The following is a 22,025-nucleotide window of genomic DNA, read 5'->3' on the forward strand; positions in this document are numbered from 1 at the left end:
GGCGGGCGGGGGGTACGGCGCCTCCCCGCCCGCCGCCGGCAAATGGGCGGCCCTGGCCTGCGGCCTAGGAGGGCAGCTCCTTCAGCTGGATGTCCCGGAAGGACACCTGGTCGTCGGCCCCGTGGTTCTGGATGCCGATGTAGCCGTCCTTGAGGCTCCGGAGCGGGTCGGTGTTGGTGAAGTCGTTGATCTTGACTCCGTTGAGGAAGACCCGCAGACGCTCTCCCTCGACCCGGATCTCGTAGCTGTTCCACTGACCGGGCGGCTTCAGCGCCTGGTCACGGGCCTGGAGGTCGGCCGACTTGAAGCCGTAGACCGCGCCGGTGGTGCGGTCGGCGGCGTCGGTGGCGTCGATCTGGACCTCGTAGCCGTTGTTGACGGCGGACCACGGGTCGTCGGAGGCCGGGAAGCCCACGAAGACACCGGAGTTGTCGTCGCCTTCCATCTTCCAGTCGAGCTTCAGCGAGTACGAGCCGAGTTCCTTGGCCTGGTACCACAGCATGCCCATGCCGCCCTCGGTGCGCAGTTCGCCGTCGACGACGTTGAACTTGCCCGGCCCGGCCTGCTTCCAGCCCTCGAGGGTCTCGCCGTTGAAGATGGTCCGGTAGCCGGTCCGCGGCTTGCAGTCGGCCGCCACCTGGCCGGTCGCGTACTTCAGCCCGCCGAGGAGGTGCTGGCGGAAGGCCGGCTCGGCGTAGGACTCCTTGGTGTGCCCGCCGCCGGTGTAGAAGGCGCGGCCGCCCTCGTAGGTCTGGCACCAGGCGATCGGGTGGTCGCCCTTCATGGTGCCGCCCTGGTAGGAGGTCTCGTCGAGGGTGGCGAGGACGCGGGCCTGCTCACGCGGGTTGGTGCGGTAGTTGTACCACTCGTCGGTGCGCTCCCAGGGGCCCTCGATGTGCGAGGTGGCCGGGTGATCGTGGTCCTCCACGCGGACGGTGGCGGGCTGGATGTGCGGGTGGGAGGCGAAGTAGGCACCGACGAGGCCGCCGTAGAACTCCCAGTCGTACTCGGTGTCGGCCGCGGCGTGGACGCCCATGTAGCCACCGCCCGCCGCGACGAAGTCCTCGAACGCCTTCTGCTGTTCGGCGTTGAGCACGTCACCCGTGGTGGAGAGGAACACGACCGCGTCGTACTTGGCGAGGTTGGCGGCGGTGAACTGGCCGGCCGCCTCCGTGGCGTCGACCGTGATCCCGGCCGAGCCGCCGAGTTCCTTCAGGGCCGTGATGCCCGCAGGGATGGAGTCGTGGCGGAAGCCGCCGGTCTTGGAGAAGACCAGGACGCGCTCGGCGGCCTTGTCGACGGGGGTCGATGACAGCTTGAAGTCGTCCACGTCGTACAGCGCTCCGGCGCCTCCCTTGAAGACCAGGAAGAGTTCCGTGGTCCGCTCGGGCACGCCCCGCAGGGCCACGTCGATGTCCTGGAAGGTCTCCCAGCTGCCGGTGACGGGGACCGGTGCGGAGCCGAGGAGCTTGCCGTCCGCGGAGCCGGTGCGCACCTCGAGGATGCCTCCGGCGCCGCCGGAGGAGACCCGGGCGGTGAGCTTCTTGGAGCCGGTCAGGTTGTACGGCTCGAAGGAGATCCAGTCGCCGTTGTCGATGTCGCCGACGGTCTTGCCGCCGTGGGCGGCCGCCTTGTCGTACGTCTTGATGCCGGACTGGCCGTCGAAGTGCTCGGCCTGCCGGTGGCGGGGCTGGAGCTGGGCCTGGTCGTGGCTGGTCAGCGCGGCCTGGCCGCCGCCTCCGCCGTCGGTGTACTCGGCGTCGAGGACTCCGAAGATGTTGGCGTTGGGATCGTGTCCGCCGTCGGCCGAGGTCTTGATGGTGCCTTCGCAGCCCTTGGCCGAGGTGATGGGGTGGCCGTGGCTGTCGTGGCCGAGGATGTAGTTCACCGTGACCTTGGTGCAGTCGATGGTGCCGTCCTCGGGATCGGTGACGGTCACCTTGAACGGGATCTCGTCGCCGAAGTCGAACAGCGCGCCTTCTGCGGGCAGTTCGAGCTTGACCTTGGGTGCGGTGTTGCCGACGACGACGTGGACGCTGGCGGAGCCGGTGCGGCCCGTCGGGTCCTTCGCGGTGACCGTCGCCGTGTAGGTGCCGTTCTTGGTGTAGCTGTGGACGGGGTTCGCCTCCGTGGAGGTGGTGCCGTCGCCGAAGTCCCAGCTGTAGGTGAGGGCGTCGCCGTCCGCGTCGGTGGTTCCGGCGGAGGAGAAGGTGACGCGCATCGGCGCTTGGCCGGACGTCCTGTCCGCGGAGGCCTCCGCGACCGGGGAGCGGCCGCCGGTGGCGTTCTCGATGCGGTAGAGGCCGGCGTTCTCGTCGCCGCCGAACCATGCGGTGCCGTAGTCGAGGACGTACAGCGCGCCGTCCGGGCCGAAGGCCATGTCCATGATCTGGGTGCCGGTCCACGGGACGGGGTTGATCGAGCGGACCGCGCCGTCCTCGTCCATGTCGATGCGCTTGATCCAGCGCCGGCCGAACTCGCCGGCGAAGAAGTCACCGTCGTACGCCTCGGGGAACTTCACCGGGGAGTCGAGCCCGGCGTCGTAGTGGTAGACCGGGCCGCCCATGGGGGACTCGGAGCCGCTGCCGAACTCGGGGACGGAGCCGCCGTCGTACGGGATCCAGGCCGGCTGCGCGGGCGGCAGGTCGACCAGGCCGGTGTTGTGCGGCGAGGTGTTCTTCAGGTTGGCGCAGTCGAACGTCGCACCGGAGGTCTTGGTGGCGAAGTCGTAATCGACGTACGGGTCGTTGTCGCCGGTGCAGAACGGCCAGCCGAAGTTGCCGGGGCCGGTGACGCGGGCGAACTCCACCTGGCCGGCCGGTCCGCGCTTCGGGTCGGCGGTGCCGGCGTCGGGGCCGTAGTCGCCGACGTACAGGACGCCGGTCTTCTTGTCGACGCTGAAGCGGAACGGGTTGCGGAAGCCCATCGCGTAGATCTCGGGGCGGGTCTTGTCCGTGCCGGGGGCGAAGAGGTTGCCCTCGGGGATGGAGTAGGAGCCGTCGGCCTCGACCTTGATGCGCAGGATCTTGCCGCGCAGGTCGTTGGTGTTGCCGGAGGTGCGGCGGGCGTCGTACGCGGGGTTGCGGCCGGGCCGGTCGTCGATGGGCGTGTAGCCGTCGGAGGCGAAGGGGTTGGAGTCGTCGCCGGTCGACAGGTAGAGGTTGCCCTCGGCGTCGAAGTCGATGTCGCCCCCGACGTGGCAGCAGATGCCGCGGGTCGCCGGGATGTCGATGATCTTCTTCTCGCTGGCGTTGTCCAGCGTGCCGTCCTCACGGAGCACGAACCGCGAGAGCCGGTTGACGCCGTCGAACTTGGCGAAGTCGGCCGCGGTGCCCTCGTTCGGGGCGTCCCCCGCTGGGGTGTCCATGGGCGGGGCGTAGTAGAGGTAAATGAAACGGTTCTGCGCGAAGTTCGGGTCCAGGCCGACGCCTTGGAGTCCCTCTTCGTCGTGCGAGTAGACGGGGACGGTGCCGACGACGCGGGTGTTGCCGGCGGCGTCCGTCATGCGCAGCTCGCCGCTGCGAGAGGTGTGCAGCACACTGCGGTCGGGCAGGACGGCCAGCGACATGGGTTCGCCGGTCTCTTCACCGCCCTTGGCGAGTGTGACCTGCTGGAATTCCTCCGCGGCCGCGGCGACCGCCGTCTGGGGGTCGGCGGCGGACGCGGTGGTCGGCGCGGTGAGGGCGAGCGACCCGGCGGCCAGAAGACCGCCGGTGAGGAGTGCGAGGGCCTTGCGGGCCCTGGGCCTTGTTCTGTGCACGAATGTCCTCCGGTGAGGCCGGTCGAACTGGGCGGTGTGCCGTGGAACCGGAGTGCGCCGTCACTCCCGAACCACCTATGTCGTGTACACGAGATGGGACCGTAGCCGGGTTGGTCCTGGACCGAAAGCCCTTGTGCAGCAGAGAAGTTGAACTTTTTCCCAGCACAGGACAAAGGCGTGTCCGGGCAGCCCTGACCGGCCCGGCGGCATCCCTCACCACCGGGCCGTACCTGGGCGTTTCTAGCGGTCGCCGCCCGAGAAGGCGGCGTCGAACGAGGCCGACGGCGGATCGAAGTCGAAGTGCTTCAGATCGGCAAGCGCTTGCGGAGCGCCCATCAGGCGGTCCATGCCGGCGTCTTCCCACTCCACCGAGATGGGCCCCTCGTAGCCGATCGAGCGCAGCATCCGGAACACGTCCTCCCACGGCACGTCGCCGTGTCCGGCGGAGACGAAGTCCCAGCCGCGCCGCGGGTCGCCCCACGGCAGATGCGAACCGAGCCGCCCGTTGCGCCCGTCCAGACGCTTACGGGCCTCCTTGCAGTCGACGTGGTAGATCCGGTCCCGGAAGTCGTACAGGAAGCCGACGGGGTCCAGGTCCTGCCAGACGAAGTGGCTCGGGTCGAAGTTGAGCCCGAAGGCCGGCCGGTGGCCGACCGCCTCCAGGGCGCGTTTCGTCGTCCAGTAGTCGTAGGCGATCTCACTGGGGTGCACCTCGTGGGCGAAGCGGACACCCTCGGCGTCGAAGACGTCGAGGATCGGGTTCCAGCGTTCGGCGAAGTCCTCGTAGCCGCGCTCGATCATCCGCTCGGGCACCGGCGGGAACATCGCGACGAGGTGCCAGATCGACGAGCCGGTGAAACCGACGACGGTGTCGACCCCGAAGGCAGCGGCGGCCCGCGCGGTGTCCTTCAACTCCGCGGCGGCCCGCTGCCGTACGCCCTCCGGTTCCCCGTCGCCCCAGATCCGGGCGGGCAGGATGCCCTGATGGCGTTCGTCGATGGGGTTGTCGCAGACCGCCTGGCCGACCAGATGGTTGGACACGGCCCAGCACTTGAGGCCGTACTTCTCCAGCAGGGCGTGCCTGCCGTCGAGGTAGGACGGGTCGGCCAGGGCCTTGTCGACCTCGAAATGGTCGCCCCAGCAGGCCAGTTCCAGACCGTCGTAGCCGAAGTCGCGGGCGAGTGAACAGACCTCCTCGAGCGGCAGATCGGCCCACTGGCCGGTGAACAGTGTGAACGGGCGTGGCATGGCGCCTCCAAACCGGGTCCTGCCGGATCTGTGCCGGCCGTCAAGCCTGTACTGCCTCCACCGCCTGTACGGGGGTGTAGACGGAGTTCTTCTGTGCGCTCTCCTCCACCGCCGCCAGCACCCGCTGGACCTGGAGCCCGTCGGCGAACGAGGGGACCGGGTCGGTGCCCGACGCGATCGCCTCGACCAGGTCGCGGGCCTGGTGGGCGAACGTGTGCTCGTAGCCGAGCGCGTGGCCCGGCGGCCACCAGGCCTCCAGATACGGGTGCTCCGCCTCCGTGACGAGGATCCTGCGGAAGCCGGCCGTGGCGGCGGGCTCGTGGTGGTCGTGGAAGGAGAGCTCGTTGAGCCGCTCGAGGTCGAAGGCGAGCGAGCCCTGCTCACCGTTGATCTCCAGCCGCAGGGCGTTCTTACGGCCCGAGGCCATCCGGGTCGCCTCGAACGTGGCCAGCGCCCCGGACTCCAGCCTGCCGGTGAAGACGGCCGCGTCGTCGACCGTGACCGGCCCCCGCCGCGTGCCGCCCGACGCGGTCAGGCCGGCGGAGGCGCCCTGGAGCAGCGGGCGTTCCTTGACGAAGGTCTCCAGCTGGGCGGAGACCCCAACCAGCGGCTCCCCCGCCAGGTACTGCGCGAGGTCGACGATATGGGCGCCGAGGTCGCCGAGCGCCCCGGACCCCGCATGCTCGCGCTCGAGCCGCCAGGTCAGCGGGAAGTCCGGGTCCACCAGCCAGTCCTGGAGGTAGGTCACCCGCACATGCCGCAGGGTGCCGATCCTGCCCTCGGCGATCAGCCGGCGGGCGTAGGTGAGAGCGGGCACCCTGCGGTAGTTGAAGCCGACCATCGCGAGCTGACCGTTGCGCCGGGCCCGTGCGGCCGCCGCGACCATGGCCTCCGCCTCGGCGACCGAGTTCGCCAGGGGCTTCTCGCACAGGACGTGCTTGCCCGCCTCCAGTGCCGCGATCGCGATCTCCGCATGGCTGTCGCCCGGTGTGCAGACGTCGACGAGTTGCACGTCGTCGCGGGCCACGAGGGCGCGCCAGTCGGTCTCCGCCGCGGCCCAGCCGTGTTTGCCGGCCGCGGCACGCACTGCGGCGGCGTCACGGCCGGCGATCGCGGCGAGGACCGGCCGCAGCGGCAGGTCGAAGACGCGTCCCGCGGTGCGCCACCCCTGGGAGTGGGCGGCGCCCATGAACGCGTATCCGACCATGCCGACGCCGAGTGTCGGCGGTGCGGCCTCACTGTCCCTCTGTTGCATACGGAATCCTCCTCGTCGGAGTCAACGGTCTCGTCGGTGTGCTCGGTGGGGGCGGGCGCGCCTCCGGTCAGTTGAAACCGGTGGGCAGGTACTCGTCGACGTTGTCCTTGGTGACGACGGCCGAGTAGAGGGTGAGGGAGGCCGGGATCTCCAGTTCGGCCATGCCGCTGACGCCCTTGCCCTGACCGAGCGCGCGGGCGAGGTCGATGGCGGACGCCGCCATCGTCGGCGGGTACAGGACGGTGGCCTTGAGGACGCTGTCGTCGGCCTTGATGGCGTCCATCGCGGACTTCGCGCCGGCGCCGCCGACCATCAGGAAGTCCTTGCGGCCCGCCTGCGCGATGGCGCGCAGCGCGCCCACGCCCTGGTCGTCGTCGTGGTTCCACAGGGCGTCGAACTGCGACTGGGCCTGGAGCAGTTGGGCCATCTTGGCCTGGCCGGACTCCACGGTGAAGTCGGCCGCCTGGCGGGCGACCTTCTTGATGTTCGGGTAGTTCTTCAGCGCGTCGTCGAAGCCCTGGGTGCGCTGCTTGGTGAGCTCCAGGTTGTCCAGCCCGGCGAGCTCGATGACCTTGGCGTTCGGCTTGTCCTTGAGCTGCTCGCCGATGTAATTGCCGGCGTTGAGGCCCATTCCGTAGTTGTCGCCGCCGATCCAGCAGCGGTAGGCCTGCGGTGAGGCGAAGATGCGGTCCAGGTTGACGACCGGGATGCCCGCCTTCATGGCCTGAAGACCGACCTGGGTGAGTGCCTTGCCGTCGGCGGGGAGGATGACCAGGACGTCGACCTTCTTGTTGATCAGGGTCTGCACCTGCCCGATCTGGGCGGCCGTGTCGTTGGACCCCTCGGTGATCTCCAGGGTGACGTCGGAGTACCGCTCCGCGCGGGACTTGGCGTTCTGGTTGATGGCGTTCAGCCAACCGTGGTCGGCCTGCGGGCCTGCGAAGCCGATGGTGACGGCCTTGCCGGGCTTGTCGTCGGCGACCGGCGCGTTGTCGGTGGCCGCCTCCTGCTTCTTGGGCTCGTTGCTGGTGCACGCGGTGAGCAGTGCGCCGGCGGAGATCGCGGCGGTGCCGAAGAGCAGTCCTCTGCGGCTGGTGGACGGGGTTGCTGGCATGGCGGGTCTACCCCTTCAACTGGGCGGGCTGGGCGGTGCTGCGGACGTACGGAGAGGGGGTGCGCGGCGGCGGCTTCAGGACCGGCCGCCGCGCACGCTGCGGGGCGTCAGGCGTCTCCCCCGCGCAGGGTCCGGTGCTGGACCAGTACGGCGGCGACGATGATGGCGCCCTTGGCGATCTGCTGGACGGCGCTCTCGAGGTTGTTGAGGGCGAAGATGTTGGTGATCGTGGTGAAGACGAGGACACCGAGGACGGAACCGACGATGGTGCCGCGGCCGCCGCTGAGCAGGGTGCCGCCGATGATCGCGGCGGCGATGGCGTCGAGTTCGTAGAGGTTGCCGTTGGTGTTCTGGCCGGAGCCGGCCAGCACGATCAGCATGAAGGCGGCGATGCCGCAGCACAGGCCGGACAGCAGGTAGAGGTAGAGCCGCTGGCGGCGGACGTCGATACCGGCGAGCCTGGCGGCCTCCGCGTTGCCGCCGACGGCGACGGTGCGCCGGCCGAAGGTGGTGCGGTTGAGGACGAGCCAGCCGATGACGGTGACCGCGGCGAAGACCAGTACCAGGGGCGGGATGCCGAGGATGTAGGCGTCCCTGATGCCGAGGTCGAGCACGGAGTCGACGGTGACGATCTGGGTCTTGCCGTCCGTGATCTGCAGGGCGAGACCGCGGGCGGAGGCGAGCATCGCGAGGGTGGCGATGAAGGGCACCATCCGGCCGTACGCGATGAGCAGACCGTTCACCAGCCCGCAGCCGACGCCCACGATCACGGCGGTGAACAGGATGCCGGTGAAGCCGTACTCCTGGGTCGCCACCGTCGTCGCCCACACCGAGGCGAGCGCCACGATGGCGCCGACGGACAGGTCGATCCCTCCGCTGGTGATGACGAAGGTCATGCCGACGGTGACGACCCCGATGACGGACGCCTGGGTGAGGACGAGCTGGAGATTGCTCGCCGCGAGGAACTCGTCCGGTTTGGTGAAGCCGCCGACCGCCACGAGCACGGCGAGCACACCGAGCAGCGACAGATTGCGGACGTCGAGGCGCAGTCCGAGCGGACGGCGTGAACCCCCCTTGTCCGGTGCGGACTTGGCGGCAGGCATCGGCGCGTCCTGCTGCGCCGGGGTGGCCGGCTGTGTCATGCCGTCTCAGCTCCCTTCCATCACGAGGTCGAGTACGCGGTGCTCGTCGAGCTCCCGGGCGTCCGCCGTGTGCACGACGCTGCCTTCGCGGAGCACCAGCACCCGGTCGGCGAGGCCCAGGACTTCGGGCACTTCGCTGGATACGAGAAGTACGGCGAGGCCTTCGTCGGCCAGCCGGCGGATCACTGCGTAGAGTTCGGCGCGGGCGCCGACGTCGACGCCGCGGGTCGGCTCGTCCAGCAGCAGCACCTTGCAGCCGCGCAGCAGCCAGCGGGCGAGCACCGCCTTCTGCTGGTTGCCGCCGGAGAGGGTGCGGATGCGGGCGTCGGGGTTGTCGGGGCGCAACGACAGTTCCCTGGTGGCCTGTTGCGCGGCGGCCCGTTCGGCACGGTGGTCGAGCCAGCCCGCGCGGGAGAAGCGGGAGAGGGTGGAGACGGAGACGTTGCGGGTGACCGACTCGAGCATCAGCAGGCCCTGCGCCTTGCGTTCCTCGGGGGCGAGCCCGATGCCGGCGCGGACGGCGGCACGGACGCTGCCGGGCCGCAGGACGGTGCCGTCGACGAGGACGCGGCCGGCGTCGGCCCGGCGAGCGCCGTAGATCGTCTCCAGGATCTCGCTGCGTCCGGATCCGACCAGTCCCGCCAGGCCGACTATCTCGCCGGGCCGCAGCTCCAGGTCGACGGGCGCGAACTCGCCGTGCCGGGTGAGCCCTTCGACCCTCAGCACGGGTTCCTTGCCCGCGGCGGCGCCGGCGGTGGGACGCTCGGGGAAGACGTACTCGACGTTGCGCCCGGTCATCAGGGCCACCACGTCGCGGGTCGGGGTGGACTTGGCCGGCAGGCCGACCGCGACGGCCCTGCCGTCCTTGAGGACGGTGACCCGGTCGCCGATCCGCCGGATCTCCTCCAGACGGTGGGAGATGTAGACGACGGCGACCCCGTCCGCCGTCAGGTCGCCCACGATGCGGAAGAGGTTGTCGACCTCGTCCGGGTCGAGCGCGGCGGACGGCTCGTCCATCACGATGAGCCGTACCTCGTGGGAGAGGGCGCGGGCCATGGAGACGATCTGCTGCTGGGCCGCGGAGAGGTCGCCGACGAGCCGCGAGGGGTCGATCTCCGGGTGGCCGAGCCTCTTGAGGAGACCGGCGGCCGCGGTGCGGGCGGTCCCGCCGCGCACGACGAATCCGGCCGTGGTGGGCTCGTGCCCGAGGAAGACGTTCTCCGCGACGGACAGCCCTTCCACCAGGTCGAGTTCCTGGTAGATGGTGGCGATGCCGAGGCGCATGGCGGCGATGGGCGACTTGAGGGAGACGGCCTCGCCCCGCCAGGTGATCTCTCCGCCGTCGGGCTGGTGGGCCCCGGCGAGGACCTTGATCAGGGTGGACTTGCCGGCGCCGTTCTGGCCGAGGAGGCAGTGGACCTCACCGGCCTGGACCTCGAGGTCCACGCCGTCCAGGGCGCGGACGCCCGGGAACGACTTGGTGATGCCGGACATGGTGAGCAGGGGTGGTTCTGGTGCCATGACGAATCCCCTCGGCGGGTGCGGCCGGTGAGCGGGCAGGGCGGGACGGGGGTACGGAAGCGGTTACGGGCGGCTCTGGGGCGCCCCTGGCGTCATGAGTGCCGGGGCGTACGGGTGGGAGCGGGCGTGGCCTGGATGCCACGCGACCAGTGCGGGGCGCCGCTCGCGGCGCGGTGTGCCGGGGTGGTGCGGGGGCGTGCGGGTGGTGCCGTGCTGTTCGGCGTGCGGGTGGTCCGTGGTGTTCCCGGGCTGCGGGGTGGTGCGGGTGGTGCCGTTGGGTACTGCGACGGTGCTGTGGTGCGTGACGAGTCGTCCGGCCCTGTCAGGCCGGCGAGAACAGGTGGTCGCTGATGAGCCGGGCCGCGCCGATGACGCCGGCGGTCGGTCCCAACTCGCCCAGGACGATGGGCAGATTGCCGGTCGCGAGCGGCAGGGACTGCCGGTAGACCTGGGTCCGTACGCTCGCGAGCAGGGTGTGGCCGAGGCCGGTGACCCCGCCGCCGATCACGACGAGACTCGGGTTGAAGAAGCTGACGAGCCCGGCGATGACCTGGCCGAGGCGGTTCCCTCCCTCACGGATGAGGTCCAGTGCCGTGGCGTCACCGGCCGCGGCGGCCGCCGACACGTCCACGGCCGTGAGATGCCCTGCCGCCTCCAGCCGGGTGGCGAGCTCCACCGACCGGCCGGCCCGTGCCGCGTCCTCGGCGTCGCGGGCGAGGGCGGCGCCGCTGAAGTGCGCCTCCAGGCAGCCCCGGTTGCCACAGGCGCAGGCACGGCCCTCGGGTGTGACCTGGATGTGGCCGATGTCGCCGGCGCTGCCCGTCGTACCGCGGTAGACCTCACCGCCGACGACGATGCCGCAGCCGATACCCGTGCCGATCTTGATGCACAGGAAGTCTCCGACGGAACGCGCGACACCGGCGTGCTGCTCGCCCATGGCCATCAGGTTCACGTCGTTGTCGACCATGACAGGGCAGCCGAGGTCCTGACTGAGGGCCTCGCGTACGGGGAAGCCGTCCCATCCGGGCATGATCGGGGGCGCGACCGGCACGCCCTCGGGGTAGCGGACCGGGCCGGGGACCCCGATGCCCGCGCCGTCGAAGCCCTCCGCGAGACCGGAGGCCTTGAGCTTGGCCGCCATCGACAGCACCTGCTCGAAGACCGCGACCGGGCCCTCGCGGACGTCCATGGGGTGGTTGAGATGCCCGAGGACCTCCAACTCGGCGTTGGTGACGGCGACATCGATCGAAGTGGCGCCGATGTCCACACCGAGGAAGCGCAGCGCGGGTGCGAGCCTGATGTTGTGGGACCGGCGGCCGCCGCGGGAGGCGGCGAGCCCGTCGGCGACGACGAGCCCGGTCTCCAGCAGCCGGTCGACCTCGACGGCGAGCTTGGACCGGGACAGGTCGACCTGGTCCCCCAGCTGCGCGCGCGAGTTGGGCCCGCCGTCACGCAGCAGCCGGAGCAGTCGCGCTTGGTGCGCGTTCGCTGGTCGAGCGGTCATCCGTCTCACGTGCCCCTCCCCTCCCCTGGCCTTCGGCTGGGGACCCAGTCGGCTGTCTCCGTCGGGCTTTCGAGGGGAACGTAGCAGCGCTTTACCGAACTGGGAAGAACTTGAGCACAGTTCCGGTCCAACTTTCTCCACACCCGGGACAAAGAGCGGCCGTCAGGTCGGCCCGAGCCCCTGTCGTCCGTGTCCGTACCGGGTCCGGATGGACGTGCGCACCCCGGCTGGAGGCGTGCGACACAGGCGTGTGCACGGAGGCAGGCGTACGGACGTCAGGCGTCCCGGACGAGCTCGTAGGTGAGGTAGGCGAGGCCGTCACCGACGGTGCGGTTGTCCAGGAGGCGGACTGACTTCTCCTCGCTGGTCCCGCCGAAGATCGGCTCGCCCGCGCCGAGCACGACCGGGTGGACCATCAGCCGCAGTTCGTCGACCAGATCGTGCTCCATCAGCGTGCGGGCGAGCCGGCGGCTGCCGTAGACGACGATCTCCCCGTCGAGCTCCTGCTTGAGCTTCGCGACCGCGCCCACCACCTCGCCCTTCAGGACCGACGAGTTGTTCCAGTCGGGATCTTCGAGGGTCGAGGAGACGACGTACTTGGGCATGCTGTTCAGCCTGTCCGCCCACGCGCCGCTCCGGGAGGGCCACCGCGCCGCGAACCACTCGTAGCTCCGCCGCCCCAGCAGCAGGGCATCGGCGCGCAGCGCCTCGTCGAACTCGACCGTGGCCCACTTGGCGCGGTCCTCGTCCCCGATCCGGGCGAACCAGCCGCCACGCTCGAAGCCCTCGTCACCGGTCGGGTCCTGGACGACTCCGTCGAGCGAGACGTTCTCGCTGATCACGATTCTTCCCATGGCGGCTCTCCTTCGTCGGCGCAGCCAGTGCTACCACCGATACGGAGACCGCGGCACGGCGACATGCGGCCGTCCGCCCGCCTGAACCGTCGCCTGAACCGCTCGCCCGAACCGCTCGCCCGAACCGTCCGCCCGCCCGACCGGGCGCCGGGTCAGGACTGCTCGTGCTGGTGGTAGGTCTTGCGGGTGTGCTCCGTGTGCGCCCGCATGACCTCCGTGGCCCGCTTCTCGTCGCGGGCGGAGATGGCCGCGATCAGTTCGCGGTGCTCGATCCACGACTGGCGTCCCCGCTGCCGGGCGACCGGGGTGTAGTACCAGCGGACGCGGCGGTCGACCTGCCCCGCGAGCTCCGCCAGGACCAGGTTGCCGGCGAGCTCCATCACCTTGGCGTGGAAGGCGGCATTGGTGGCGACCGCCAGGTCGACGTCGTCGTCCGCGACGGCCTGCTCCCCCTGGGCGCACAGTTCCTCGAGGGCCTCGATACCGGCCGTGCCCGAGTTCGCGGCCGCAAGCCTGGCGGCCTCCGCCTCCAGCAGGGTGCGCACGGAGAGGAGTTGGTCGGCCTCCGACTCGGTCGGCTCGTGGACGAACGCGCCCTGGGCAGGGCGAAGGTCGACCCATCCCTCGGTGTTGAGCCGTTGCAGCGCTTCACGCACGGGCTGCCGGGAGACGCCCAGATGACCGGCGAGCTCACTCTCGACCAGGTGCTGGCCGGGCCGCAGCGCACGTGTGGTGATCAGTTCCAGCAGCGCCTCGTACACGCGCTCACGCAGCGGGCCGGGCCGTTCCAGTTTGGGCACGGTTCCCTGCGGCAGTCCTGCGGACAGCATCGGCGGTCCCCTTCCGGGCGATGGAGCGGACGAGTACGGACGACAACAGCGATCGAGGAATTGGCTATCGTCTACAGTCTACCGAGCGCACTCATGACCAACACCGAGATGCCGGTCACGTCGACGGGTCCCGAACCGGTCACGTCAACGGTCCTGCCCGACAAGCGGAATCAGTCGCTCCAGGAAGACCCGCTGTCCGCTGACCAGCTTCCGCCGCGCCTCGTCCAGCCCGTGCCACTCGGCCCGGTCGATCTCCGGGAACTCGCCGAACCGGCCCGACCCCCTCGGCCACTCCATGGTGAAGGTCCCCGGCACGACGAGGGACGTGTCCAGATCGCCCTCCAGCGCCCAGGCCGTCACCAGCTTGCCGCTCGACTGGCGCGCCTCGCCGAGCGGATGCCACTCCCCGTCCGGGGCCTGGAGCCCGAGCTCCTCCTCGAACTCCCGCCGCGCGGCGGCCATCGGCTCCTCGTCGGGGGCGTACTCACCCTTGGGGATCGACCATGCCGCCTCGTCGCGCGACTCCCAGAACGGGCCGCCCATGTGCCCGATGAGGACCTCGACACCGGCTTCCCTGCGCCGCCACAGCAGCAGCCCGGCGCTCCGCTTGTTCACCATGCCGTTCAGTGTGCCGCCCCGGGTCGTCAGGGGCAGCGGATGACCTGGCCCGCGTACGAGAGGTTGCCGCCGAAACCGAAGAGCAGCACCGGGTCGCCCGGCCGGATGTCACCCCGCTCGACCAGCTTGGACAGCGCCATCGGGATCGACCCGGCCGAGGTGTTGCCGGAGTCGACGACGTCGCGGGCGACGACGGCGTTGACGGCGCCGATCTTCTGCGCGAGCGGCTCGATGATCCGCAGGTTGGCCTGGTGCAGGACCACCGCCGCGAGGTCCTCCGGCGCGACGCCCGCCCGCTCGCAGACCTTGCGGGCGATCGGCGGCAGCTGCGTGGTGGCCCACCGGTAGACGGCCTGGCCCTCCTGCGCGAAGCGCGGCGGAGTGCCCTCGATCCGTACGGCGTGCCCCATCTCGGGGACCGAACCCCACAGCACCGGGCCGATGCCCGGCTCCTGACCTTCGGGGACGCTCTCCACCACGGCTGCGCCGGCGCCGTCACCGACGAGGACGCAGGTCGAGCGGTCGGTCCAGTCCACGATGTCGGCCATCTTGTCCGCACCGATGACCAGCGCCCGGGAGGCCGCCCCGGCCCGCAGGGTGTGGTCGGCGGTGGCGAGCGCGTGCGTGAAGCCGGCGCAGACGACATTGAGGTCCATCACCGCGGGCGAGCCCATGCCCAGCCGGGCCGCCACCCGCGCCGCCATGTTGGGTGAGCGGTCGACGGCGGTCGACGTCGCCACCAGCACCAGATCTATGTCGGCGGCCGTCAGCCCGGCGGCGGCCAGCGCCTTGGCCGCGGCGTGCGCGGCGAGCTCGTCGACCGGCTCGTCGGGCCCCCCGACATGGCGGGTCCGGATGCCGACACGGCTGCGGATCCACTCGTCACTGGTGTCGACCATGGCCGCCAGGTCGTCGTTGGTGAGCACCTTGGAGGGCTGGTAGTGCCCGAGCGCGACGACACGTGAGCCGGTCATGGATGGGGTTCTCCTCGATCAGTAAGGCAGGAAAGACCCAGTCTTGGCTGCTACCGGCCGGTACGGCGGCATATGATCCCACAGCTTCCCGCCCAGGACTTTGGAGCTTCTCGAAGGGTGCCCGGCGCCCGCGGGGCTCGGTGCGACGCGACCCTTGACCCCCTGAAGGGCATACTGTAGACAATATTCTGTCGACTCACCCTCATCACATTCCTCCCTCGCTCGGTCGTCAACCGAACGGAGAGCCCCGTGAAAGTCGCAGTTGTCGGCGCCGGAGCCATCGGCGCGTATGTCGGGGCCGCGCTCCACCGCGCCGGCGCCGAGGTCCATCTCATCGCCCGCGGCGCCCACCTCGCGGCCATGCGCCGCGACGGCGTCCGTGTGCTCAGTCCCCGCGGTGACTTCACCGCCCGTCCGAACGCCACCGACGACCCGTCGTCCGTCGGCCCCGTCGACCATGTCTTCCTCGGTCTCAAGGCCAACTCGTACGCATCCTCGGGCCCGTTGGTGCACCCGCTGCTGCACGAGCGCACCTCCGTCATCGCCGCCCAGAACGGCATCCCGTGGTGGTACTTCCACGGCCTGCCCGGGCCCTACGCCGGCCGCCGCATCGAGAGCGTCGACCCGGGCGGCGCCGTCAGCGCGACCCTGCCACCCGAACGCGCCATCGGCTGCGTCGTCTACGCCGCCACGGAACTCGAGGCGCCCGGCGTCGTACGGCACCTGGAAGGCACCCGGTTCTCCATCGGCGAGCCGGACCGGGCCGTGTCACCGCGCTGCGTCGAGTTCAGCGACGCCATGATCGCCGGCGGGCTCAAATGCCCCGTCGAACCCGATCTGCGCAACGACATCTGGATCAAGCTGCTGGGCAACATCTCCTTCAACCCGATCAGCGCGCTGTCCCGGGCCACGATGGCGCAGATCTGCCGCCACCGGGACACGAAGGCGCTGGTCGAGACGATGATGCACGAGACGCTCGAGGTCGCGGCCGCCGTCGGCTGCCGCCCGGAGATCTCCGTCGAGCGGCGTCTCGCCGGCGCTGAGCGCGTGGGCGACCACAAGACGTCCACCCTCCAGGACCTGGAGAAGGGCAAGCCGCTCGAGCTGGACGTGCTGCTCGCCGCCGTCGTCGAACTGGCCGCGCTGACGAAGACCCCCGTACCGAAGCTGTGCGCCGTGCACGCACTCGCCGACCTCCTCGCATCGACCTCGATCGCCTCCACAGGGAGCGCAGCATGAAGAAGAAGCCGCAGAAGCGGTATCCGAGGCTCACCCATCCACTGGTCCGCGGCGACGACGGGCAGTTGCGCAGGGCGAGCTGGGACGAGGCGCTGGAGCGGGCCGCGGCCGGTTTCCGGCAAACCCGCGAGGCGCACGGGCCCGATGCCTTCGCGATGCTCTCCTGCGCCCGCGCCACCAACGAGATGAACTACGTGGCGCAGAAGTTCACCCGCGTCGTGATGGGCACCAACAACGTCGACTCGTGCAACCGCACCTGTCACGCGCCCAGCGTGGCGGGCCTGTCCGCGGTCTTCGGCTCCGGCGGCGGCACCTCCTCCTACGAGGAGGTCGACCACACCGACCTGATCGTCATGTGGGGCTCCAACGCCCGGTTCGCACACCCGATCTTCTTCCAGCACGTGCTGAAGGGGATACGCAACGGCGCGAAGATGTACGCGGTCGACCCCCGCCGCACCTCGACCGCCGAGTGGGCGGAGAGCTGGCTCGGCCTCAACGTCGGCACCGACATCCCGCTCGCCCACGCCGTCGGACGCGAGATCATCCACGCCGGCCTGGTCAACCGGGCCTTCGTGGAGCGCGCGACGACCCGCTTCGAGGAGTACGCGGAGCTCGTCGAGCCGTGGACACCGACCGCCGCGGAGAAGGTGACGGGCGTGCCCGCCGCGGCGATCCGGGAACTGGCGCACGCCTACGCCACCGCCGAACGCGCCCAGCTCTGCTGGACCCTCGGCATCACCGAGCATCACAACGGCACCGACAACGTCCGGGCGCTGATCAACCTCGCCCTGCTCACCGGCCACGTCGGCCGGTACGGCGCCGGCGTGCAGCCGCTGCGCGGCCAGAACAACGTGCAGGGCGGCGGCGACATGGGGGCGATCCCCAACCGGCTGCCCGGCTTCCAGGACATCCTCCACCCCGAGACTCGGGAGAAGTTCGAACGCGCCTGGGGCGCGGCCATCCAGCCCCGCTACGGCAAGACGCTGACCGAGATGTTCGAGGCGATGGAGAGCGGTGAGCTCCGCGCCGTGTACTGCATCGGCGAGAACCCGGCCCAGTCGGAGGCGGACAGCGGGCAGGCCGTACGGCGGCTCGAGTCGCTCGACCACCTGGTCGTGCAGGACATCTTCCTGACGAGGACCGCCGAGCTGGCGGACGTGGTGCTGCCCGCGACGGCGGGCTGGGCGGAGACGGACGGCACCACCACCAACAGCGAACGCCGGGTGCAGCGGGTGCGGGCCGCCCTCGTGCCGCCGGGCGAGGCCCGCGAGGACATCGCCATCATCTGCGACATCGCCGAACGGCTCGGCCACGACTGGAAGTTCGACGACTCGGAGGCCGTCTGGAACGAGTTGCGCTCGCTCTCCCCCGACCACTACGGCATGACCTACGAGAGGCTGGAGGAGCACCAGGGTCTCCAGTGGCCGTGTCCCGACGTCTCCGAGCTGCCGTCGAGCTTCCTGCACGGCAGGCTGTGGGAGAAGGACCCGGCCAGGCGCGGGGCTCCCGCCGAGTTCGGCCTCGTGCGGCACGACCCGCCGGTCGACCTCACCGACGAGTCGTACCCGCTGCGGCTGACGACCGGGCGACGGCTCGACTCGTACAACACCGGTGTGCAGAGCGGCAGTTTCGCCTCGCCGCTGCGGCGCGGCGAGTACATCGAGCTGTGCCCCGAGGACGCGGAGGCGTACGGCGTCCGGGTCGGCGAGGAGGTCCGCGTCACCTCACGTCGCGGCTCTGTGACCGCCCCGGTGTGGGTGGACCCCGGGCTGCGGCCGGGGCTCGCCTTCATGACGATGCACTTCCCCGACGAGGTCGACACCAACTCCCTGACGATCGAGGCGAACTGCCCGATCGCCGGCACCGCGGAATTCAAGGCCTCGGCCGTCCGGATCGAGAAGCTGGTGCCCGCATGGACCTGAAGTTCACCGAAACCGCGAAGGCGACGGACGAGGAACGGGACGCGGTCGACGCGCTGCTCGGCGCTCCGGAGACCGGCTGGGAGGGCGGCTCCGGCCGCTCGTCCGACGAGCTGCGCTGGGCGCGCGGCGGCGCGGCGGCCAGGGACCGCCGCGACCTGCTGCTCCCGGCGCTGCACGCGGTCAACGACCGGGTGGGATGGCTGAGCGAAGGCGCGCTCGACTACATCTGCCGACGCCTGACGGTGCCGCCTGCGGAGGCGTACGGGGTGGCGACGTTCTACTCCATGTTCTCGGTGCGGCCACGGCCGGCGAAGGTGCTGCACGTGTGCACGGACCTGGCGTGCGCGGCGCGCGGCGGCTCCCTGTCGGCGGCAAAAGCCCTCGGCCCGGACGTCTCCGTCCAGCCGAGCCCATGCCTGGGCCTGTGCGAACGCGCCCCGGCCGCCCTGCTGATCCGTGCGGGGACCTGCCCCTCTCCGGCACCGGGACAGGCCCCGGACCCCGAATCGCCCCTTCGTGGCGGTACTCCGGGCTCCGCCCCCGACCCCGCCGAGGGGGCAAGCCCGGCCCCGCCGGCGATCGATGCGCGGGGATCCGGGGGCGGAGCCCCCGGTGCTGGGGCCGGGGCGGAGCCCCGGGTCGGGAAGGGGCGGGGTGGGGAAGAACCCGCATACGCCACCGCCGTCATCGCTCCCGCCACCCCCACCGCCCTCGCCGCCGCCACCGCCGCCCCGGACCTCGCCCCCGCGGAGCCGTCGGCCGGCGCCGCCGTCCCCCAGGCGGGGGACCCGGCGCTGACCCTGCTCGCACGCGTCGGCGTCGTCGACCCGGCCTCCCTCGACGACTACCGCGCCCACGGCGGCTACGCCGCCCTCCGCCGCGCCTTCGCCCTCGGCCCGGCCGGTGTCATCCGGGAGGTCACCGACGCGGGTCTCCTCGGACGCGGCGGGGCCGCGTTCCCCACCGGACGGAAGTGGCAGGCGACCGCGTCGCAGGCCGACCACCCCCACTACCTGGTCTGCAACGCGGACGAGAGCGAGCCCGGCACCTTCAAGGACAGGGTGCTGATGGAGGGCGATCCGTACGCCCTGATCGAGGCGATGACGATCGCGGGCTACGCCGTCGGCGCCCACAAGGGCTTCCTGTACCTCCGCGGCGAGTACCCCCGCGCGCTCGCCCTCCTGGAGAACGCCATCACCTCCGCCCGCGCCCGCGGGCTCCTCGGCGAGGACGTCCTCGGCCAGGGCTACGCCTTCGACATCGAGATCCGGCGCGGCGCGGGCGCCTACATCTGCGGCGAGGAGACCGCGATCTTCAACTCCATCGAGGGCTACCGCGGCGAGCCCCGCACCAAGCCGCCCTTCCCCGTGGAGAAGGGCCTGTTCGGCAAGCCGACGGCCGTGAACAACGTCGAGACGCTCGTCAACGTCCTGCCGATCCTCACCGGCCGGACGGAGGAGACGAAGCTGTTCTGCCTGTCCGGCAACGTCGCCCGTCCCGGCATCTACGAGCTGCCGTTCGGCGTCACCCTGCGCGAGCTGATCGAGCTCGCCGGGCCGCCGGACAGGATGCGCGCGGTCCTGCTCGGCGGGGCCGCCGGCAGCTTCGTGCGCCCCGACGAGCTGGACATCCCGCTCACCTTCGAGGGCACCCGCGCCGCCGGTACGACGCTGGGGTCCGGTGTGGTGCTCGTCCTCGACCACACCGTCGAACTTCCCCGCGTCCTGCTGCGCATCGCCGAGTTCTTCCGCGACGAGTCCTGCGGCCAGTGCGTGCCCTGCCGGGTGGGCACGGTCCGCCAGGAGGAGGCACTGCACCGCATCAAGGACCGTACGGGCGCCGCCGCGGCCGGTGACATCGCCCTGCTGCGCGAGGTCGGCCGGGCCATGCGGGACGCCTCGATCTGCGGCCTCGGGCAGACCGCCTGGAACGCCGTCGAATCCGCCATCGACCGGCTGGGAGCCTACGAATGACCGCCATCCCCCTCCATATGCCGCGCCGGCTGGTCGAGTTCACCCTCGACGGCCAAGAGGTGAGGGTCCCCGAGGGCGACACGATCCTCGACGCGTGCCGTGCCGCCGGCAAGGACATACCGACGCTCTGCCAGGGCGACACGCTGACCCCCAAGAACGCCTGCCGGGTGTGCGTCGTGGAGGTCGAGGGCGCACGGACCCTCGCGCCCGCGTGCTCCCGCCGCGCCGAGCCCGGCATGACGGTGCTGACGGACACCGAGCGCGCCCGGCACAGCCGGAAGGTCGTGCTGGAGCTGCTGGCCTCGTCCACCGATCTGTCCACGACGCCGAGGGCCGCGGAGTGGCTCAAGGAGTACGAGGCCAAGCCGGACCGCTTCGGCCCGGAAGCGGCCCGGATGAACGAGGAACCGAAGATCGACAACGACCTCTACGTCCGCGACTACGACAAGTGCATCCTCTGCTACAAGTGCGTCGACGCCTGCGGCGAGCAGTGGCAGAACACATTCGCCATCGCCGTCGCGGGGCGCGGCTTCGACGCCCGCATATCCACGGAGCACGACGCGCCGCTGACCGACTCGGCGTGCGTGTACTGCGGCAACTGCATCGAGGTGTGCCCGACGGGGGCGCTCTCCTTCAAGTCGGAGTTCGACATGCGGGCGGCCGGGACCTGGGACGAGTCGGCCCAGACCGAGACGACGACCGTGTGCGCGTACTGCGGCGTCGGCTGCAACCTCACCCTGCATGTGCAGGAGAATGAGATCGTCAAGGTCACCTCGCCGCACGACAACCCGGTGACCCACGGCAACCTCTGCATCAAGGGCCGTTTCGGCTACCAACACGTACAGCAGCGCTGATCGAACGAATGGGACTGATCGCCATGGGACGGGTCACGGAGCGCCGCCGCACCATCCGCATCAGGGACGGGGTGGTCACGTCCCGTCCCGACACGCTGGTGGCCGAGGAACCGCTGGAGATCCGGCTGAACGGCAAGCCGCTCGCCATCACCATGCGCACTCCGGGTGACGACTTCGCGCTCGCGGCGGGCTTCCTGGTCAGCGAGGGTGTGCTCCACGCCGGCTCCCAGGTGCGGTCGATCGTGTACTGCGCGGGCGCCAAGGAGGACGGCACCAACACGTACAACGTGGTGGACGTGGCGCTCGCCGACGGCGTCCCGGTCCCGGACATCACTCTCGAGCGGAACGTCTACACCACGTCGTCCTGCGGCCTGTGCGGCAAGGCCAGCCTGGACGCCGTGCGCACCACTGCCCACTTCCCGATCGCCGACACTCCCCCGGTCCGCGTCGAGCCCGCTCTGCTCGCCGGCCTCCCCGACCGGCTTCGGGCGGCGCAGCGGGTCTTCGACCGGACCGGGGGCCTGCACGCGGCTGCACTGTTCTCGCCCGAGGGCGAGCTGCTCGACATCCGGGAGGACGTCGGCCGGCACAACGCGGTCGACAAGCTCGTCGGCCGGGCACTGACGGACGACCGGCTGCCACTGTCCCGGTCGATCCTCCTGGTCTCGGGGCGGGCGTCGTTCGAGCTGGCGCAGAAGGCGGTGATGGCGGGCATACCGGTGCTCGCGGCCGTCTCCGCGCCGTCGTCGCTGGCGGTGGACCTGGCTGCGGAGACCGGTCTGACGCTGGTCGGCTTCCTGCGCGGCAACAACATGAACGTGTACGCGGGCGACGAGCGCATCGCCCTGCGCACTGGGGTCTGACGCGCCCCGCTGCACGGGATACGGACCCGGCCGGCGGGGAGCGCCCCCTGCGCCGGCCGGGTCCTTCCGTGTGCGCGGCCGCTCAGCGGCCTGTCCGGCGCCCGGCGCGCGCCGACCGCCCGCACTGCTACCGCATCCTCGGCTCGGTGCAGGAAGGCGAGGGTCTGCTCCAGCAGACGTTGCCGGCGGCCTGGCGCGGGATCGGCGGCTACGAGGAACGCGCATCGCTGCGGACGTGGCTTCACCGCCTCGCGGCCGACCGCTGCCTGAACACACTGGGGGCAGACGTGGTCGTGAGATGCGGTGCCGAAGACACGGCAGGGCCTGCCACAGACGGAAGGCGCCATCGCTGAC

General features: G+C 70.9%; 17 protein-coding genes. 6 read left to right on the top strand and 11 right to left on the bottom strand.

The genetic code is table 11. The features are described 5' to 3' along the window. Positions 1 to 64: 64 nt before the first annotated feature. From ACIPJI_RS18145 to ACIPJI_RS18195, 11 genes are all read right to left on the bottom strand, one after another. On the bottom strand, positions 65 to 3,760 hold the full coding sequence (locus ACIPJI_RS18145; RefSeq protein WP_402247261.1) for a ThuA domain-containing protein: 3,696 nt from the start codon (positions 3,758 to 3,760) through the stop codon (positions 65 to 67). Positions 3,761 to 4,000: 240 nt separating this feature from the next. Then, a complete protein-coding gene (locus ACIPJI_RS18150) occupies positions 4,001 to 5,008 on the bottom strand; it encodes a sugar phosphate isomerase/epimerase family protein (protein ID WP_402247263.1) in 1,008 nt (335 codons plus the stop codon). A gap of 40 nt (positions 5,009 to 5,048) precedes the next feature. Then, the gene (locus tag ACIPJI_RS18155; RefSeq protein WP_356619974.1) at positions 5,049 to 6,263 is read right to left on the bottom strand and encodes a Gfo/Idh/MocA family oxidoreductase; all 1,215 of its coding nucleotides are present in this window, start codon (positions 6,261 to 6,263) and stop codon (positions 5,049 to 5,051) included. Between the two features lie 67 nt (positions 6,264 to 6,330). Further along, positions 6,331 to 7,377, bottom strand: a complete 1,047-nt coding sequence (locus tag ACIPJI_RS18160; protein WP_307709339.1) for a substrate-binding domain-containing protein — start codon at positions 7,375 to 7,377, stop codon at positions 6,331 to 6,333. 107 nt (positions 7,378 to 7,484) lie between these two features. Beyond that, entirely contained in the window at positions 7,485 to 8,519 is a 1,035-nt protein-coding gene (locus ACIPJI_RS18165; protein WP_402247265.1) for an ABC transporter permease, read from the bottom strand. 6 nt (positions 8,520 to 8,525) lie between these two features. Next, positions 8,526 to 10,040 carry a sugar ABC transporter ATP-binding protein gene (locus ACIPJI_RS18170; protein ID WP_402247266.1) on the bottom strand — a complete coding sequence of 505 codons (1,515 nt, stop codon included), beginning with the start codon at positions 10,038 to 10,040 and terminating at the stop codon, positions 8,526 to 8,528. Between the two features lie 322 nt (positions 10,041 to 10,362). Beyond that, positions 10,363 to 11,544, bottom strand: a complete 1,182-nt coding sequence (locus ACIPJI_RS18175) for an ROK family protein (protein ID WP_402247268.1) — start codon at positions 11,542 to 11,544, stop codon at positions 10,363 to 10,365. Positions 11,545 to 11,819: 275 nt separating this feature from the next. After that, a complete protein-coding gene (locus ACIPJI_RS18180; RefSeq protein WP_402247270.1) occupies positions 11,820 to 12,398 on the bottom strand; it encodes a dihydrofolate reductase family protein in 579 nt (192 codons plus the stop codon). A 152-nt stretch (positions 12,399 to 12,550) separates the two neighbouring features. Beyond that, positions 12,551 to 13,228, bottom strand: coding sequence for a GntR family transcriptional regulator (locus ACIPJI_RS18185; protein ID WP_005309360.1), 678 nt, complete (start codon positions 13,226 to 13,228; stop codon positions 12,551 to 12,553). Positions 13,229 to 13,372: 144 nt separating this feature from the next. Then, a complete protein-coding gene (locus tag ACIPJI_RS18190; protein ID WP_402247272.1) occupies positions 13,373 to 13,846 on the bottom strand; it encodes an NUDIX domain-containing protein in 474 nt (157 codons plus the stop codon). A gap of 26 nt (positions 13,847 to 13,872) precedes the next feature. Next, a complete protein-coding gene (locus ACIPJI_RS18195; protein ID WP_356619985.1) occupies positions 13,873 to 14,820 on the bottom strand; it encodes a beta-ketoacyl-ACP synthase III in 948 nt (315 codons plus the stop codon). A gap of 249 nt (positions 14,821 to 15,069) precedes the next feature. On the opposite strand from ACIPJI_RS18195, the gene ACIPJI_RS18200 reads away from it, so the two are divergent. The 6 genes from ACIPJI_RS18200 (at position 15,070) to ACIPJI_RS18225 (ending at position 22,024) form a co-directional block, all read left to right on the top strand. Beyond that, a complete protein-coding gene (locus ACIPJI_RS18200) occupies positions 15,070 to 16,059 on the top strand; it encodes a 2-dehydropantoate 2-reductase (RefSeq protein WP_402247274.1) in 990 nt (329 codons plus the stop codon). Next, positions 16,056 to 17,981 carry a molybdopterin-dependent oxidoreductase gene (locus tag ACIPJI_RS18205; RefSeq protein ID WP_356619988.1) on the top strand — a complete coding sequence of 642 codons (1,926 nt, stop codon included), beginning with the start codon at positions 16,056 to 16,058 and terminating at the stop codon, positions 17,979 to 17,981. Before ACIPJI_RS18200 ends, ACIPJI_RS18205 begins: the two co-directional genes overlap by 4 nt. After that, complete coding sequence (locus tag ACIPJI_RS18210) at positions 17,972 to 19,954, top strand: NADH-ubiquinone oxidoreductase-F iron-sulfur binding region domain-containing protein (protein ID WP_402247276.1); 1,983 nt, start codon at positions 17,972 to 17,974, stop codon at positions 19,952 to 19,954. Before ACIPJI_RS18205 ends, ACIPJI_RS18210 begins: the two co-directional genes overlap by 10 nt. Further along, positions 19,951 to 20,808 (top strand): 2Fe-2S iron-sulfur cluster-binding protein, encoded by an 858-nt coding sequence (locus ACIPJI_RS18215; protein ID WP_402247278.1) that lies wholly within the window; start codon positions 19,951 to 19,953, stop codon positions 20,806 to 20,808. Before ACIPJI_RS18210 ends, ACIPJI_RS18215 begins: the two co-directional genes overlap by 4 nt. Positions 20,809 to 20,831: 23 nt before the next feature. Further along, positions 20,832 to 21,671, top strand: coding sequence for a formate dehydrogenase accessory sulfurtransferase FdhD (gene fdhD, locus ACIPJI_RS18220; protein ID WP_364590248.1), 840 nt, complete (start codon positions 20,832 to 20,834; stop codon positions 21,669 to 21,671). 68 nt (positions 21,672 to 21,739) lie between these two features. After that, a complete protein-coding gene (locus ACIPJI_RS18225) occupies positions 21,740 to 22,024 on the top strand; it encodes a sigma factor (RefSeq protein ID WP_402247279.1) in 285 nt (94 codons plus the stop codon). Position 22,025 lies beyond the last annotated feature (1 nt).

Source organism: Streptomyces sp. NPDC086835, from assembly GCF_044745705.1.
In the GTDB taxonomy this organism is placed as follows: domain Bacteria; phylum Actinomycetota; class Actinomycetes; order Streptomycetales; family Streptomycetaceae; genus Streptomyces.